11 protein-coding genes are annotated in these 17,525 nt (G+C 71.0%); 9 read left to right on the top strand and 2 right to left on the bottom strand.

All coding sequences use genetic code 11. The features are described from left to right. Window positions 1-13: 13 nt before the first annotated feature. Complete coding sequence (locus ABZT93_RS16145; RefSeq protein ID WP_356104829.1) at window positions 14-3,613, bottom strand: LamG-like jellyroll fold domain-containing protein; 3,600 nt, start codon at window positions 3,611-3,613, stop codon at window positions 14-16. A 395-nt stretch (window positions 3,614-4,008) separates the two neighbouring features. Between ABZT93_RS16145 and ABZT93_RS16140 the strand changes: the two genes are divergently transcribed. The 5 genes from ABZT93_RS16140 to ABZT93_RS16120 all read left to right on the top strand — a co-directional run bounded on the left by ABZT93_RS16140 (window position 4,009) and on the right by ABZT93_RS16120 (window position 9,993). Beyond that, window positions 4,009-5,028 (top strand): LacI family DNA-binding transcriptional regulator, encoded by a 1,020-nt coding sequence (locus ABZT93_RS16140; RefSeq protein WP_356104529.1) that lies wholly within the window; start codon window positions 4,009-4,011, stop codon window positions 5,026-5,028. A 134-nt stretch (window positions 5,029-5,162) separates the two neighbouring features. Then, window positions 5,163-6,410, top strand: a complete 1,248-nt coding sequence (locus ABZT93_RS16135; protein ID WP_356104526.1) for an extracellular solute-binding protein — start codon at window positions 5,163-5,165, stop codon at window positions 6,408-6,410. 20 nt (window positions 6,411-6,430) lie between these two features. Continuing rightward, window positions 6,431-7,384, top strand: coding sequence for a sugar ABC transporter permease (locus ABZT93_RS16130; protein WP_356104523.1), 954 nt, complete (start codon window positions 6,431-6,433; stop codon window positions 7,382-7,384). Further along, complete coding sequence (locus ABZT93_RS16125) at window positions 7,381-8,190, top strand: carbohydrate ABC transporter permease (RefSeq protein WP_356104520.1); 810 nt, start codon at window positions 7,381-7,383, stop codon at window positions 8,188-8,190. The genes ABZT93_RS16130 and ABZT93_RS16125 overlap by 4 nt, the downstream gene beginning before the upstream one ends. A 66-nt stretch (window positions 8,191-8,256) precedes the next feature. Next, the gene (locus ABZT93_RS16120; RefSeq protein WP_356104517.1) at window positions 8,257-9,993 is read left to right on the top strand and encodes a trehalase family glycosidase; all 1,737 of its coding nucleotides are present in this window, start codon (window positions 8,257-8,259) and stop codon (window positions 9,991-9,993) included. Window positions 9,994-10,026: 33 nt separating this feature from the next. Here the strand turns inward: ABZT93_RS16120 and ABZT93_RS16115 are convergent, their stop codons facing one another. Continuing rightward, window positions 10,027-10,434, bottom strand: a complete 408-nt coding sequence (locus ABZT93_RS16115; protein ID WP_356104516.1) for a RidA family protein — start codon at window positions 10,432-10,434, stop codon at window positions 10,027-10,029. Between the two features lie 331 nt (window positions 10,435-10,765). Between ABZT93_RS16115 and ABZT93_RS16110 the strand changes: the two genes are divergently transcribed. The 4 genes from ABZT93_RS16110 (at window position 10,766) to ABZT93_RS16095 (ending at window position 17,523) form a co-directional block, all read left to right on the top strand. Then, window positions 10,766-11,746: a hypothetical protein gene (locus ABZT93_RS16110; protein ID WP_356104513.1), complete on the top strand. Its 981-nt coding sequence runs from the start codon at window positions 10,766-10,768 to the stop codon at window positions 11,744-11,746. An 80-nt stretch (window positions 11,747-11,826) separates the two neighbouring features. After that, on the top strand, window positions 11,827-13,683 hold the full coding sequence (locus tag ABZT93_RS16105; RefSeq protein ID WP_356104511.1) for an HSP90 family protein: 1,857 nt from the start codon (window positions 11,827-11,829) through the stop codon (window positions 13,681-13,683). Between the two features lie 2 nt (window positions 13,684-13,685). Then, entirely contained in the window at window positions 13,686-16,619 is a 2,934-nt protein-coding gene (locus tag ABZT93_RS16100) for a hypothetical protein (protein WP_356104508.1), read from the top strand. Between the two features lie 103 nt (window positions 16,620-16,722). Further along, the gene (locus ABZT93_RS16095; protein WP_356104827.1) at window positions 16,723-17,523 is read left to right on the top strand and encodes an endonuclease/exonuclease/phosphatase family protein; all 801 of its coding nucleotides are present in this window, start codon (window positions 16,723-16,725) and stop codon (window positions 17,521-17,523) included. Window positions 17,524-17,525 lie beyond the last annotated feature (2 nt).

Below are 17,525 nucleotides of genomic sequence, written 5' to 3'. Positions count from 1 at the left end.
GGTACGGTTCAGCTCACCGCACCTCCCGCGCGTACGGCGCCACGGCGATCCGGTCGATCAGCGGCGCGTACCGGGAGCGGAGCAGCACTCCGGGGAAGGTGTCCGAGGCGTACGTCGTGCCGTCGAAGTTCGGCAGCTCCTCGGAGCGGAAGCTGATCGTGTTCTGTCCCTTCTTCAGGGTGACCGGGACGGTCAGCTCCCAGAAGTTGTCCTGGTGGAAGCTGTGCGGGAAGCCGACCCGCCGCATCTCCCCGCCGTTGACGGTGATGTCGGCGTGGCGGGCCAGCGGATCCGGGTTGTAGTGGGTGGCCTCCGACTGCTCCGGGTTGGAGTAGCGGATCCGCAGCGCGTACAGGCCGGCCTGGTCCGCGGTGACGGTGAACGTGGCCGTGTTGGTGTTGCCCGGGTCGCCGCCGACGCCGGTGATCGCCGTGCCGTCGGTGGCCAGAGGGAGCGGGGTGAGTGTGGCCGAGCCCGCGAGCACGGCGTCCTGTGCCTCGTACGTACGGGCCTTCAGCGCGCCCTCGCTCGGCGTGACCGTGAGACGGTCGACGAGGGTGGTGGACGAACCGCCGGTAACCGTCACCTTGTTCACGCCACCGGAGAGGGAGACCGCGACGCGGCTGCGGTCCTTGGCCAGGCGCCGGACGTCGTGTCCGTTGACGGAGAGCCGGGCGCCGGTACCGCCGAGGGTCTCGACGTCGAGGGTGGCCTCACGGTCGGCGGGGGAGTAGACCCAGAACGTGGCGCTCTGGCCCTTGGCGAGCCGAGCCGCGCCCGAGCCCGAGCCCGGCAGGTTGTAGACGGGCTGTGCCCCTCCGCCGAGCCAGGCCAGCTCGCCCTCGTACACCTGTGTGCCCGCCGAGGCACTGGGCAGGGACAGCGTGAGGCGGTCGACGATCGCGTCCCCCTTCGTCACGCGCTTGCCGTCCAGGCTCTTCGCGGCGAGCGTCAGGGTGTGCTTGCCCTTGGTGAGCTTCACCTTGGTGTCGGTGTGGTCCCACACCACCCACTTGTAGCCGAGCGGCAGATACAGCTGCTGCTCGCTGCCGGCCTGTCCGTCCACCCGCAGGAAGACATTGGTGGGGCCCTGCTCCTTCACCTTGTCGAAGGTGTTGAGGGAGTTGGCGAAGACGCTCAGGTCGTAGGTGCCGTCCTCGGGGACGTCCACCGTGAAGTCGAGCGTCACGTCCGAGTCGGTGCGCAGCCCGCCCACGTCGTAGCCGCCGGACGTGTAGAACTTCGACACGTCGGAGGTGGAGCCCTCCGGGCCGTTCTTCGAGTAGCCGGACCCGGTGTGGGCGGCGTCCTCCGCCTCGTAGGAGCCCTGCCAACGCACCGGCGGGGACTGGGTCTTCGCGGCCTTCCCGGCCGGGCTGAGGACGATCTCGTACGCCGAGGACTCCTTCAGCTTCGGCAGCGCGCCGTCACCGAAGTCGACGGTGACCGTGCCGTCGTCCGCGACCTTCAGGTTCGTCTCGGTGAGCAGCTTCGGACCGGAGTTGTCGCCGACCTGTCCGCTCCACTCGATCTCCCGCACCCAGGCGTGCACGTTCCTGCCGAAGAGCTTCTTCGGGACGCCCGCGAAGGTGATGTGCCCCTTGCCGGTGGAGCCGCCGAAGATCAGCCGGGCCTGCTTCTTCTTCTCGTCCAGCGTGGCCACGCCCTGCATGGTGTAGTTCTCGCCCGGGAACGGCGGGGTCACCGACACCGTGTGCCCGCTCATCGAGGCGTACGAGTTCAGCAGCCACCACTGGCCGTTGCCGCGGTTCGACTGCACCGCGGAGTCGGAGAGGTTGCCGTCGATGTTCCAGTACGCGATGTCGGCGTCCACCTTGGACTCCTCGATCGCGGAGACCCACTGGATCATCTGGCCGGGGACGGAGGTGTGGTAGTTGAAGGCGTACTCGTTGATGTTGACGGGCAGTCGGGTGCCTTCACGAGAGGTGCCCTTGAACAACTCCTTCTCCCACACCCGGTACTTGGCGACGCTCGCGCGCACCGCCTCCGGGTGGCTCAGCTCGTGCCAGGTGATCACGTCCGGGAGGGTGCCCGCGGCCAGGGTGTGCGTGAGGAAACCCTTCACCTGGTCGTACAGGACGCTGGTGTTGGGGCCGGCGATACGCGCGTCGGGCATCCTGCCCTTGATGAGCCGGTACGCGGAGTCCCAGGCGGCGAAGTAGTCGGCCGGGTCGTTCAGCCAGCTGACCTTGTCGTAGCTCCACTCGCCGGTGCCGAACATGTTGCCCTCGGGCTCGTTGAACGGCACGAAGACGATGTTGTCCTGGTACTGCTTCGGCAGCTTCAGGACCTGGTCGACCTGCTTGCCGATCTTCTCCTCGTAGAGCTTGAGCTTCTCCTGCGGGGTGCTGCCGGGCCACTCGTACGGGAAGCCGCGGTGGATGTCGGTCATGTAGATGTAGACATCGCCGTCGGTGGAGTCGGCGAGCGGCTTGACCACGTCCAGCGCGTCGGCGCCGGGGTGCTGCGGGCCGTCCTGGGCCTTGGTGGAGACCGTGCGCAGACCCATGCCCTCGATGAGGTTGTTGGTGGGGACGTCCGGCCCGTACACGCCGTAGAGCGTGCCGGAGGCGCCGCCGTGGAACGCGCCGGTGTCCGAGCCGAGGTCGACGGTGAGCTGCCCCTCACGCACGACGGTCACGGTCGCCTGCACCGCCCGTCCGGCCGCGGTTCCGGCCACCGTGAAGGTCCCCGGGCGGGCGTACTTCTCCGGCGGTACGGCGTCCCAGACGACGGGCGTGTCACGGTCGTAGCCGTCGGAGAAGGTGGCGCGGACGGCGGCCGGGAGGGCCGGGGCGGTCCCGTCGGTCGTACGGACGTCGAAGGACGTCTTCGAGAGGTCCTGGAGGGTCGGCACCGCCCCGACCAGGCCGGCCACCTGCTCGGCACTGAGCGCCGAGTGCCACACGGCGAAGTCGTCGACGGCGCCCTTGAGCAGCGGGTCGGGGTAGAGGGACTTGCCTATGTAGCCGGCGGCGGTGGCCGAACCGCTCAGCAGGTCCTTGGCCTTGATGGCGGTCGCGGCGGAGGAGACCGCCACGCCGTCGAGATAGGTGGTGAGGCGGCCCGCGGAGGTGTCGAGGGTGACGGTGACCGTCCGCCACGCGTCCGCGGGCAGCGCCGCGTATCCGCGGACCTGGGTCTCGGCGCCGCCTCCGCCGGTGGTCACGGAGGTCTGGAACAGCCCGTTGCCGTTGTACGGGGTGCTGAAGAGGTACTTGGTGGTGTCCGTGCCCAGATCGAAGATCCGTTGCCAGGACGACTTGTCGCCGCTCCACTTCACCCGGGCGGAGACGGTCAGGTCGCTCGCGTCGCCGACCACCTCGCGGGGCAGACGGACGTAGGCGCCGTCGGAGGTGGGGGCCCCGCCGGGCAGGGCCAGCGCCTTGCCGCCGTCCGTGCCCGCCACGGACTGGGCCGTCGCGGCGTTCACCAGGCTCGCCGTCAGACCGTTGCCGGAACTGTCCGTGATCTTCCCGGAGGCCAGGTCGTCCTGATCGAAGGTGTAGCGGGCGGCGGGCCCAGGCGTCTCCGCCGCGTGCGCGGGCACGGCGGGCGCGGCCAGCAGGCCCGCGCCGAGGGCCAGCGCCATGGCGGCCGGCGCCCGGCGGCGCGTGGATCTGTCAGCGGATGACATGGATACGTCCTCAATCGTCGTAACGGGTGCGGGTCGGCCCGCCTCGGGTCGCCGTCGAACCGATTCGATCCAGGCGGGTGCAGGGGGAGGAGGCGTGTGTAGGGGAGGGGGTGGGGCGGCTCTACGACGGCGCGCGGCGAGAGTGCCGCGATGGGCGACCGCGCCGAACCGGTTCGGCGAAGCTAGCACCGGGACATCGGGCCAGCAATCCCTTCGACACAGGGATCTCGCCCTCCCCCGGCCCCTGTCGGCGATTACGGCGAGAGTATTGACAGGCGCCCGGGCAGTTCCTACGTTCACTTCCACGCGAACCGGTTCGACAAGCCGGTCGCCCGTCCCAAGGAGTCGCCGTGAACATCGGTGAGATCGCCCGGCGGGCCGGTGTCTCGCGCAGCACCGTGTCCTACGCGCTGAGCGGCAAGCGCCCGGTCTCGGAGGACACGCGCCGGAAGATCCAGCGGATCGTCGACGAACTGGGCTACCAGCCCAGCGCCAGCGCCCGCGCCCTGGCCAACGGCCGGACCAGCACCCTCGGTCTGGTCTTCCCGCCCGCCGGGAACCACTACACGGGCATGCAGCTGGACTTCATCGGCAGCGTGGTGGAGGCCGCCGCGGCCTACGACTACGACGTGCTGCTGTCGCCCAGCGGCGTCGACAGCGACCGCTCCTTCCAGCGGCTGCTGGGGGAGCGGCGGGTCGACGGGGCGATCCTCATGGAGATCCGGCTGGAGGACGACCGGGCCGATCACCTGGCCGCGCTCGGCTTCCCCGCCGTCGCCATCGGCCGCACCGCCCACCCCGAGGACAGCTGGTACGTCGCCCTGGACCACACCGCGCTGGCGGCGGCCTGCGTCCATCACCTCGCGGACCTCGGCCACCGCCGGGTCGCCTTCGTCAACCGGCCCGAACAGCTCCTGAGGACCGGGTACGAGTCCGCGCACCGCGGCCTGGACGGCTTCACCAAGGCCGCGGCCGAACGCGGGCTGACGGTCCGCACGTACTGCTGCGCGGACGACGCCGCCGCGGGCCAGGCCTGCGTGGAACGGATCCTGCACGACGACCCGGCCACCACGGCCCTGGTCACCCTGAACGAGGCAGCACTCGGCGGTCTCTACCGGGGGCTCGCACACGCGGGCCGCCATGTGCCGCGCGACTTCTCCGTCACCGGGGTCGTCGCCAACCGCTGGGCGGAGACGGTGACCCCGCAGCTCACCGCGGCGGACGTACCGGCGGCCGAGATGGGCCGGCTCGCCGTCGACCTGCTCGTGGAGCGGCTGGACCACACCGACGCGCCGCCCCGGCAGCACCTCCTCACCCCACCGATCTCACTGCGTGCCAGCACCGGGCCCGCGGGGGTCCCGCAGACCTGATCAGCTCCCCCGAGCACGCGTCACACCGCTTCACGCCCGAACACCCGGTACCCGACGGCGTGTTCGCGGTGCCCTCTGCTCCGCGCGACCCCCCCGCCGCGGCACCCGCATGCCCCGAACCGAAGGAACCCGCCATGAACAGCTTCTCCGGACGACGCCGTCCGACCGCCGCGGTCCTGGTCTCCCTGGCCGTCGCCACCGGTGTCACCGCCTGCGGCTCCGGCTCGGGCAGCAGCGGCACCGAGGGCGCCGACAGCAAGACGTACACCGTCTGGGACCCGTACCCGCAGTTCGCCAAGGGCTCGGCCTGGACGAACCTGCTGGACAAGTGCGGCACGCAGGCGGGTGTGAAGGTCAAGCGGACCGGCTTCGACACCAGCGACCTGACCAACAAGGCCCTGCTGGCGGCCCAGCAGGGCAACTCCCCGGACATCCTCATCGTCGACAACCCGGTCGTCTCGACCCTGGCCGAGGCGGGCGTCCTCACCACGACCGACGACAACAAGCTGGACACCTCGAAGGTCGACCCCAACCTCCTCGCGGCCGGCCAGTCGGGCGGCAAGACGTACGGCACCCCGATCGGCGCCAACACCCTGGCCCTCTACTACAACAAGAAGGTCCTGAAGGACGCGGGCGTGGACGTCGCCTCGGTCAAGGACTGGGCGTCGCTGACGGCGGCCCTGGAAAAGGTGAAGAAGGCCGGCAAGAAGGGCATCACGTTCTCCGCGATCGGCACCGAGGAGGGCAGCTTCCAGTTCCTGCCGTGGTTCTGGGGCGCGGGCGCGAAACTGACCCAACTCGACTCCGGGCAGGGCGAGTCGGCGCTCACTCTGTGGAAGAACTGGGTGAAGGGCGGTTACGCACCCAACTCGGTGCTCAACAACACCCAGACGACCAGCTGGCAGGAGTTCGCGACCGGCGACTACGCCTTCGCGGAGAACGGCACCTGGCAGCTGGCCAACGCCAAGAAGGCCGGCTTCGAGTACGGCGTGCTCCCGATACCCGGCGCCTCGGGCGGCAGCGCGGCCGCCCCGACCGGCGGCGAGTTCGTCACCCTCCCGGTCCAGGACGACACCGGCCGCTACACCACCTCCCAGAAGCTCGCGACCTGCCTGACCAGCACCCAGAACCTGTACGACACCGACACCACCCTGTCCTATGTGGCCCCCACCACCGAGGTCCAGGACAAGCAGGTGGCCGCGAACGCCGAGCTGAAGCCGTGGGTCGCCGCGGTCAAGGCCGCCAAGGGGCGCACCAGCGACGACCTGGGCACCAAGTACCCCAAGATCTCCGAGCAGATGTGGAAGGCCGTCCAGTCCGCGCTCAGCGGCTCCAAGTCCCCGAAGGACGCGCTGACCGACGCCCAGTCCGCCGTCAAGTAGGCATGGTCCGGTCCCAGTTGATGACTCAGACGACACAAGTACCGCGCCCGCGGACGGACTCCGAAGGCGCCGCCCCCAAGGAGCGGCGCCGTCCCGCCTCCCCGCAGTGGGCCGCCTGGGCCTTCCTCGCCCCGGTGACCCTCTACCTCGTCCTGTTCTACGCCTATCCGCTGTACCGCAACATCGACCTGAGCCTGCGCAACTACACCGTGCGGTCGTTCGTGCGGGGCGACGCGCCGTTCACGGGCCTGGCGAACTACCGGACGGTCTTCGACGACCCGACCTTCGCACCGGCCCTGTGGCACACCGTGGTGTTCACCGGTGTGTGCCTGGTCTTCCAGTACGCCATCGGTCTGGCGCTGGCGGTCTTCTTCCACCAGCACTTCCGGCTCTCCGCCACCCTGCGGGCCCTGTTCCTGGTGCCGTGGCTGCTGCCGCTGATCGTGTCGGCGTCGACCTGGTCGTGGATGCTCAACAGCGATTCCGGCATCGTCAACGCCGTCCTGCACGCCGTCGGCGTCGCCCCGGTCAACTGGCTGACGTCGCCGTCCTGGTCGCTCGCCTCGGTGATCATCGCGAACATCTGGATCGGCGTCCCCTTCAACCTGGTCGTGCTCCACAGCGGCCTGCAGTCCATCCCCGCCAGCCTCCACGAGGCGGCCGCCCTCGACGGCGCCAACGCCTGGCAGCGCTTTTGGAGCATCACCTTCCCGCTGCTGCGCCCGGTCTCCGCCATCACCCTCCTGCTGGGCCTCGTCTACACACTCAAGGTCTTCGACATCATCTGGATCATGACCAAGGGCGGCCCGGCCGACTCCTCCACCACCTTCGCCACCTGGTCCTACCAGCTCGGCTTCGGCAACCTGCTGCCCGCCTTCGGTCCCGGCGCCGCCGTCGGCAACCTGCTCGTGCTCGCCGCCCTGGTCTTCGGCCTGCTCTATGTGCGGGTCCAGCGAAAGCAGGCACTGTCATGAGCAAGGGGCTGAAGACCGCCGTCGGTCTGCTGCTGACCGGCATCATGCTCTTCCCGGTGTACTGGATGCTCAACGTGTCCCTCACCCGCGACCAGGACATGCGCAAGAGCCCGCCTGACCTGTTCCCCGCCCACCCCACCCTGGAGGGCTACCGGGCCGTCCTCGACCAGCAGCTGCCCTACCTGGGCACCAGCCTCGTCATCGGCCTGGGCACCGTCGTCCTGACCGTGGCCCTGGCCGCCCCCGCCGGCTTCGCCCTGGCCAAACTGCGCCCGCGCGGCGGCGGAATCCTCAGCTTCGTCCTGCTGGCCGCCCAGATGATCCCCGGCATCATCATGGCGATGGGCTTCTACGCCATCTACCTCCAGCTCGGACTGCTCCAGTCGGTGCCCGGACTGATCGTCGCCGACTCCACCCTGGCCGTGCCCTTCGCGGTGCTCATCTTCACCGCGTTCATGTCCGGCATCCCCGGCGAACTCCTCCAGGCCGCACAGATGGACGGGGCCCGGCCCCTGCGCACCTTCTGGTCGGTCGTGCTGCCCATGAGCCGCAACTCCGTGGTCACCGTGTCGCTGTTCGCGTTCCTGTGGTCCTGGTCCGACTTCATCTTCGCCAGCACCCTGGTCAACGGCGGCGCCCACGAGCCGATCACCCTCGGCATCTACCACTACATCGGCAACAACAACCAGCAGTGGAACGCCATCATGGCCACCGCCGCCGTCGCCTCCCTGCCGGCCGCCGTCATCCTCGTCCTCGCCCAGCGCTACGTCGCCGCCGGAGTCACGGCCGGCGCCGTCAAGGGCTGACGTCCACGGCCCACCCAGCCCCGACGATCCCCCACGATCCCTGCTCGAGAAACGAGTGCCGCTTTCATGACCGCCGACCGCTTGGGCCCGGCCTTCTCCGTCCACGACATCCCGTTCAGCACGCACGGCTCCTGGTTCGGCATCTCTCCCGTGCTCGCGGAGAGGACCCGCGCCGAGGACCTCCACCTCGTCTCGCACCAGAACGGCATGCACGCCGTCCTGCGCCTCGTCCCCCTGGACCCCGCGACGGGCGAGCGGGCCGAGACCCAGATCGAGGCAACACCGGGCCTGCTCACCTGGACCGGCCCGGCCGGGCGCGTGGAGCTCACCTACGAGACGCCGGACACCGTACGACTGCGCGGCGCCGGTGCGCCGCTGCGGATCTCGGCGGCGGCCCGGACGCTGACCCCGTTCAGCGGGACGTACTTCTACCGCGAACCGGCCGCCGACGCCTACGTGTTCACCTCGTACGAGACCGGAAGCCGCTACCGGATCACCCTGCTCTCCGGCACGGTGGCCGACGTGTTCGGCAGTCAGGCGCTGGGCAGTGCAGACCGCGGTGTCACCGTCGCGGCCGACGCGGACGGCGGATGGGAGATCGCGGTCGAGGAACTCGACACCGCTCGCCCTCCGTACGGGTCGACGGCGGCCTTCGGCAAGGTCGTCGAGGCCGCGCGGAACTCCTTCGCGGACTTCGCCGACACCGTGGCCCCGTGGCGCTCCGCCGCCACCCCGGCCGCCGAACTCGCCGCCTACGTCCTGTGGTCGGCGACCGTACGCCCGGCCGGACTGGTCGCCCGGGCAGGAGTCCTGATGTCCAAGCACTGGATGGACAAGGTCTGGAGCTGGGACCACTGCTTCAACGCCCTCGCCCTGGCCCCCGGTTGCCCCGAACTGGCCTGGGACCAGTTCCAGCTGCCCTTCGACCACCAGGACGACACCGGGGCGCTGCCCGACTCGGTCACCCACTCCGAGGTGCTCCGTAACTTCGTCAAACCGCCCATCCACGGCTGGGCGTTCGGCCATCTGCGACGCAGGCTGCCCACGCCCCCCGACCGCGCCGAACTGGCCGCGACCTACGACAGGCTGGAACGCTGGACGGAGTTCTGGCTCACCGCCCGGCGCGCCCCCGGCGCCGCCCTGCCGCACTACCAGCACGGCAACGACAGCGGCTGGGACAACGCCACCACCTTCGACCCCGAACGCGTGGTCGTCACCGCGGACCTGGCCGCCTTCCTCACCCTCCAACTGCGTGAACTCGCCGACCTGGCAGCGCACCTGGAAAGACCGGAGGACGCCCGGCGGTGGACGCGGGCCGCCGAGGAGACACAGCAGGCGATGCTCGACCAGCTCTGGACGGGCGACCGGTTCGTCGCCCAGGGCGTCGACAGCGGCGACACCTGGGGCACGGCCGGCCTGCTCGACCTGATGCCGATCGCGCTGGGCGAGTATCTTCCGGACGACATCAGCGATGTACTGGCCGGCCGGATCGAGGCCCATCTGACCCCGCACGGCCTGGCCACCGAGCTGCCGACCTCGCCGCACTACCTCCCCGACGGCTACTGGCGCGGCCCGATCTGGGCCCCCGCCACGATCCTCGTCGAGGACGGCCTGCGCCGCGGCGGCCACCACCGGCTGGCGGACGAGATCAGCGCCCGCTTCCGCGCCCTGTGCGAGAAGCACGGCTTCGCGGAGAACTTCGACGCCCTGACCGGAACGGGCCTGCGCGACCGCGCCTACACATGGACGGCGGCGGCCTACCTCCTCCTCACCGAGGCCCACGCACAGCGAGAGGGCCGGTGAGAGCGATCAGTCAATCAGCGACGGGTCGCTGATTCAGTCGAGGACCGCGGTGGCCTCGATCTCGACCAGGTGGTCGGGGACGTCGAGTGCCGCGACGCCCAACAGCGTGGCCGGCGGGACCGGCGTGACCCCCAGTTTCGCGGCCGCCCGCGAGATCCCCTCCAGGAGCTGGGGCATCTTGTCAGGCGTCCAGTCGACGACGTGGAAGTTCAGCTTCGCCACGTCGTCGAAGGAACCGCCGGCCGCGGCCAGGGCGGTGCCCACGTTGAGGTAGCTCTGCTCGACCTGAGCGGCGAGGTCACCCGCACCGACGGTGCGGCCCTCGGCGTCCCAGGCGACCTGCCCGGCGACGAAGACCAGCTTCGTACCGGACGCGACCGCCACCTGCCGGTAGACGTCGATCTCCGGCAGTCCGACGGGGTTCAGCAAGCTGATGGCCATTTTCTGTGCCTCCATGAGCGGGCATCACGAGCCCGTGGTTTCTTCTGGTTACTGGGAAACCGTAGGAGAGTCCCCGATGACAAGGAAGAACGCACTTTTCCGTGACCGGGGAACCCCATGGTGACCCAGCAGCTCAGAGCTCTGTCAGGGACGCGGATCTGTGACCTGCCGACTGTTGATCATGGGGGTTCTGGAGAGCGCACCCCGCGATCCGGGGCGGCGTGGGGGCCGCGATCGCCGGTGGAGCGCGGGTGGAAACTCTGTGGAAGCGGTGTCAGTGGGGCCGTTTATGCTGCACGGACGATCACGCGGGACCAGGGGAGGGCGCGGCATGTTCGGCAAGCTGTTCGGCAGGGATGCGGAGAGACCGGGGGATCCGTACGCCCTGCCCGTCCCGCGCAGACAGAAGAACGGGACGTACCCGCTGCGCGCCCTCGGGGACACACGGGTGCTCGCGCTGGTGGAAGCGGCTGATGCCGGTGACTGGGAGGCGGTCAAGGAGGCCCTGGCCCCCTTCGATCTCGGCCGTGACCACGCGGTGCTCGGCCAACTCGCCGACCTGGACGGGGTGCAGGACTGGATCGGCCGGGCCGTCGAGGAGGACAAGGAGCACCGGGCGACGGCCCTGCTGATATCCGGGACACGTCACATCAGCTGGGGCTGGGAGGCCCGTACGTCCGCCCGCGCCGTGGACGTCACGCGGGATCAGTGGCGGATCTTCCACGAGCGGCTGGAGATCGCCGAGGAGCACCTGCTCGAAGCCGCCGAGCTGCGGCCCGAGTGGATCACCCCGTGGCGCCGCCTCCTCACCTCGGGTCGCGGTATGTCGCTCGGCCCCGCGGTCAATCAGACCCGACGCGACGCAGCCCTGCGCCGCGACCCGCTGGACCTGGAGACCCACATCGAGTGGGTGTCCCAGCTCCAGCCCCGCTGGGGCGGTGAGCCGGGCCAGGCCCGGGCGTTCGCCCGCAAGGCCTACGCCGCCGCGCCCGACGGACACCGCCTCGGCTGTGTGATCGCCATGGCCCACATCGAGGAGTGGGTGGAGTCGGAAGACCGTGACTGCCTGCAACACCCCCAGATACGAGCCGAGTTGAGGGAGGCCGCGGAGCGCAGCATCCTTCACCACGCGTACGAGCGCCGCCTGGGCTGGCAGGGCGACTACAACATCTTCGCCATGGCCCTGTCGCTGGCGGGCAGCAGCACGGCCTCCAATGTCTTCCGCGAACTGGAGGGTGTCTTCACCGAGTGGCCGTGGGCCTTCATGGCGGACCCCCAGACGGCATACGCACGCTTCCGCAAGGCTTTCTGAGCTCGAAGGCCACCCGGTTCCCGCCCATCGCGGCCGGACCATCGTCCACCCTCGCCGTTCCCTTCTCCCCGGACTGCCCCATGCCTCTGCGTCACGACTCCGCCGACCACGCCACCGCCGACCGCACCTTCCAAGTGGACCTGCGCGGCCTGGTCGATCTCCTCTCCCACCACCTCTACTCCAGCCCGCGGGTCTACCTGCGCGAGCTCCTCCAGAACGCGGTGGACGCGCTGACCGCCCGGCACGGCCTCGAACCGGGCGCCCCCGCCGACGCGTTCGGCATCCGCCTGTACGCCGACGGCTCCGTGGTCCGTGTCGAGGACGACGGCGTCGGTCTCACCGAGGCCGACGTGCACACCTTCCTCGCCACCATCGGCCGCAGCAGCAAGCGGGCCGAGCGGATCGCCGAGCAACGCGCGGACTTCATCGGCCAGTTCGGCATCGGTCTGCTCTCCTGCTTCCTGGTCGCGGACGAGATCCACGTCGTCAGCCGCTCCGCCCGCACCCCCGACGCCCCCGCCGTCGAATGGCGGGGCCGGGGCGACGGCAGCTACACCGTCCGCACCCTGCCCGCCTCCACCCGCCCACGGCCCGGCACCACTGTCACCCTGACGCCCCGCGCCGACGCGGGCGAGTGGACCCGCCCGGCACAAGTCCACGCGCTGGCCCGCCACTTCGGCTCCCTGCTGCGCCACCCGGTGACCTTCGACGACGGCACCGCCGGCCCCAGCGGCCAGGGCGCGCCCGTCAACCCCGAACCCGCACCCTGGGCGCGCACCCACCCCACCCCAGGAGCCCGCTCCCGCGCCCTGGCCGCCTACGGCGAGGAGGTCTTCGGGTTCACGCCGCTGGACACCATCGAACTCGACCTGCCGGCCGTGGGCCTGAAGGGCATCGCCTGCGTGCTGCCCGAGGCGGTACCGGCAGGGCGCCGCCACGGCCACCGCGTGCACGTCAAGGGCATGCTGCTGTCCGAGCAGGCCGAGGAGATCCTGCCAGACTGGGCGTTCTTCGTCCGCTGTGTCGTCGACGCAGAGAGCCTGCGCCCCACGGCGTCCCGCGAGTCCCTGTACGAGGACGACACGCTCGCCGCCGTACGCGACGCGCTCGCCGAACGCCTGCGCGCGTGGATCGCCAGGGCCGCCGCCAGCGACCCCGAACTGCTCGGCCGCTTCCTCCAGGTCCACCACCTGGCCGTGAAGTCGCTCGCGGTGCACGACGACGAGATCATGCGGATGCTGCTGCCCTGGCTGCCGTTCGAGACCACCGACGGGCACGCCACCCTCGACGAGTTCGCGCGCACCCACCGCACCGTGCTCGTCACGTCGAGCGTGGAGGAGTTCCGCCAGGTCGCGGCGATCGCCTCGGCCGCCGGGCTCGGCGTCGTCAACGGCGGCTACACCTACGACCGCGCACTGGTGCACCGGCTGCCCGAGGTCAGGCCCGAGGTCAGCGTCGCCGACCTCGACCCGGCGACCCTCACCGCCCACCTCGACCCCGTCGACCGGGAGACCGAGCTCGCCGCCGCGGCCTATCTCGCCCAGGCCCGCGACGCCCTCGCCGTCTTCGACTGCGATGTCGCGCTGCGCACCTTCCAGCCGGCCTCCGCCCCCGCCCTCCTCCTCGACAGCCGCGAGGCCCGGCACGAACGCACCCGCTCCCAGCTCGCCCGCGAGCAGCAGGGCGGCGTGTGGGGCGACATCCTCGGCGCCCTGCGCCAGGAGGCCCCGCGGGCCCAGCTGATCCTCAACCAGCTCAACCCGCTGGTGCGCACCGCGGTCACCATCGACGAGCCCGAGCTAGCGCGCACCAGCGCCGAAGCCCTCTACGGTCAGGCCGCGATGCTGTCCCGCCGCCCGCTCAGGCCCTCCGAGTCGAGCCTCATCAACCGCTCCTTCCTCGACCTTCTCGCCCACGCCCTCCGCAAGGACAGCTGACGATGCCCACCACGATCCAGACCACCGACGAGCTGTACCAGGCGCTCCAGGAGAACGACGAGCGCCCCTACGGCCGCTCCCGCACGGTCACCGCCGAGGAACTCGTGGACGCCGCCGAGCAGTTCGGGGAGCCCGTCCCGCTCGTCCACGCCCTCCTCGAACTCCAGGAGGCGTACACCTACGGCTCCGAACCCCGGAAGTCGCCCGTCGTCTTCGCCCGGCTGCTCACCCTCTTCGACGAGCAACCCGACGTCTTCGACGAGCGCCTGCGGCACACGCTGTTCTGGCGGTTCAAGTGGGTGGGCCACGCACTGCGCCAGCTGCCCGAGATCCCCCTGGCGAGCCTGCGCCAGTGGCTGCAGGAGATGCGCGACCGCTACGAGAGGGCCGGCCTCGGCCTGCAGCCCTACTACGGACAGTCGTACCAGCTCGCCGCCCATGTGGGCGAGGACACCGCCCTCGCCTACGAGTTGTGGGCGGCCCGCAGCCGCACCCGGCTCAGCGACTGCGAGGCCTGCGAGATCTGCGAGCGCGCCCTGTTCCACCTGGCGGCGGGCGACGACGAGCGGGCCCTGCGCACCTGGGAGCCCGTCCTGAACGGGAAGGAGTCCTGCCAGGAGGAGCCGGCCCGCTCCGTCTCCCACGCGCTGCTGCCCCTGCTGCGCACCGGTGCCGCCGACCGGGCCCGCGAACTGCACCTCGCCGGCTACCGCGGCTGCCGCCGCAACCCCTCGATGTCCGGTGAGGTCGGCCGGCACCTGGAGTTCTGCGCGCTGACCGGCAACGAGGCCCGGGGTCTGGAGCTGCTCGCCGAGAACCGGAACCTGTTCGACGAGGTCGACTCACCCCTGGACCAGCTCGACTTCCTCACCGGCGTCGAGGTCCTCCTCCGGCGCGTCGAGCACCTGGGCCACGGCGAACTGCCCGCCGCCGGGTACCCCGGCCGCACCTGGACCGTGGCCGCGCTGCACACCGAAATCCGGAGCCGCGCGGACGACCTCGCCGCCCGCTTCGACACCCGCAACGGAACGTCGACCCACACCGAGCGCCGCCGGGCCCGCCTCGACCGGGCGCCCCTCCTCGACGCGCTGGAACTGACCCTGCGCACCCGCACCCTCGACGAGGTGGCCCCGGCCGCCCCCGGCACCGCGCCGACCTCCCGTACGACCGCCTCCGTGCCCGACACCCTGCCTGAACTCATCCTTCAGGCAAGGAAGTTGGAGGAGCAGGGGCACCCGGATGCCCAGACCTGCTTCGCCCGGCTGCGCACGCTCGCCGCCGCCCGCGACTACACCCACCCCGACGACCCCGCCGTGGGCCCACTCGTCCGACTGCGCGCGGACCTGCTGGCCGACGAGGCGAACCGGGCGGGCAACAATGACGAGTTCGCCGAAGCCGCGGCCCTGCACGAGGAGGCCGCTGCCCTCTACGACGACGCGGCGGAGCCAGGACACGCGGCATTCGCCCGCGCCTGCGCCCTGCTCGCCACCGCCCAGATCCCCGGGGAGGACGGGGACGAACCCGCGGCGAAGGCGGCCGCTCTGACCGGCGTCCACGCCTCCGTGGTCCGCCTGCACGAGGAGACGACCGGCCTCGCCCCCTACCAGGAGGCCCGCCTGCTGCGGCTGCGGGCCACCGCGCTCGGCCTGCGCCTCCAGACCACGGGAAGCGAGGAGCATGTCGCGCCGGTCTTCGCCGAGACGGGCCTGCTGCACGACTTCGCCGCCCGGCACGACCTCGCCGGGCAGATCTCCGGCGCCCTGTTGCTGCGGGCCAGCACGCACGCCATCTCCGGCGACCTGCCCGCCGCTGTCACCGAGATCGACGCCCTCCTCGACCGGCTGAAGGCGCAGGGCCCCGCCTGGCATCTGCCCCGTACCCTCGGACTGCGGGGCCGCCTCCAGCTCGCCCTCCGGGACCCCGAGGCCGCGCACACGGATCTCACGGAGGCTCTGCGACGGGCCGCCGACTGGCCCGCCGACACGGTCGACACCTCCCGCCTCCTCGGCGATCTCGCCGAGGCCTGCATGCACCTGGGCCGCCCCGACGAGGCACTGCGGCACCTGACGCGCTCCGCGGAGGTGAACCTCCGCCGCGGCAACCGGATCGACGCCTTCTGCACCTACAGCAACGCTGCCCAGCTCAGCCTCGACCTGGACCGTGTCGAGGACTGCATCGCCCTGCTGGACTCCCTGCTGGCCGAACCCGACGTCGTCTCTGGACAGTTGGACGACCGGCTCGCCGCCCAGCTTCGCCTGACCCGGGCCCGCGCGCTGCGCGCGGGGGAGGACGTCAAGGCCGCCACCGCCGAGTTCGCCGCGCTCGCGGCCGAGTCGGCCGGCTGGGACGACGACCCCGGCAGCCACGCCATGATCGCCGCGGAGACGGCCGTACTCCTCGGCGAGTCAGGCGAGTTCGGCCCGGCCCGCGAGGCCGCGGACCAGGCGATCGCCGCCCATGCCCGGGACCCGCGCTACGAGCTGCTCAGCAACTGCCTGCGCGAACTCGCCCGCCTCCAGGCCCAGCAGCAGGGCCCCCAGGGACTGACCGACGCCCTCGCCTTCCTCGCCGACGCCGGCCGGATCGCCGACGAGGCCCGCGCCGCCGGGTACGAGCCCCGCGGCCGCTCCCTGGGCAGCGCCCTGGCCTACGAACACGGCCGGGTCAACGCCTACGCCGGCGCGTACGAGGACGCGCTGGCCGCCCTGGAGAAGGCCCTGGCCCTGCTCGGTGAGCCGGGACCGCAGGACGACCGGGTCGGTGAGTGGGCAGAGTGCGTCCGCCTCGCGGGCGCCGTGGAGGGCCTCTACCTCAAACGCCCAGCCCCCGCCCTCACCCGCCTCGACAGCGCGGTCTCCCACCTGACCGCCCTCGGCCACACCGAGGAGACCGAGCCGCTGACCTCCCTGGCGGCCCGGCTGCGTGACGAGGGGTGAGCCGGGTCCCATAACATCGTTCACATAGACGTCAGTCGCCCTGCGGATCCACGTCGAGGAGGCAAGGGTGCTCGGAAAGGGCACATGGTTGCTCGTGGGTGCCATGGTCGTGGCCTGGATGGTGCTCTCCGGCCCCAGCGCCCCGAGCGGAGCCCTCGACGCCGGGTCGGTGCCCCCCAAAGCGGTCGAGGACGTCGTACCGAACAGGGTCATGACGTGGAACCTCTGCAACCCCTGCGAGACGGGCAACGACGACCGGGCTGCCGAGATCGCCACGTTCGCGCCCCAGGTCGTCGGCCTGCAGGAAGCGTGCGTGGGTGACGTAGAGAAGATCCGGGACTATCTGGAGAACCTCCACGGGCTCGTCTACCACGTCGAGTACGCGCCGGTTCTCCAGAGCTGGGGCCGTTGCGGGGGAGCGCCCTGGAACCCGGGCGGTTACGGCGAGGCGATCCTCTCGGCCGCACCGATGACCGATGTCGTCACCGACGAATATCCCGACGGCGGCTCCGAGGACCGCGGATACATGGCGGTCACCACCACGGTGGGCGGCCGCCCGGTCCGGGTCTTCAACACCCACCTCGCCGAACGGCGTCAGGAGGCGGTCCGCGCGAACCAGGTGCGCGTACTCGCCAAAGAGGTGGCCCGGCACGACCGCGCGATCGTCATCGGCGACTTCAACGCCGTGCCGCACGCCTACGAACTCAACCCGATGTGGAAGCTGGCCGCGGACGCGGACCAGCGGTGCCGTCCCGGGGCCGACGCCACCTGCGAGCCGACCACCGACTGGCAGAGCAAGTTCGACTACGTCTTCCTGCGGGGCTACGTCCCCGTAAGGCACCGGGTGCATCCGAACGCGGTCTCGGACCACCACGTGCTGTACGCCGACGTGAACCCGGCGTAGCC

Origin of the sequence: Streptomyces sp. NPDC005303 (assembly GCF_040607335.1) — a bacterium.
In the GTDB taxonomy this organism is placed as follows: Bacteria; Actinomycetota; Actinomycetes; order Streptomycetales; family Streptomycetaceae; genus Streptomyces.
The sequence above is the reverse complement of the archived record's forward strand: the minus strand, read 5'-3'. Positions and strand labels throughout refer to the sequence as shown.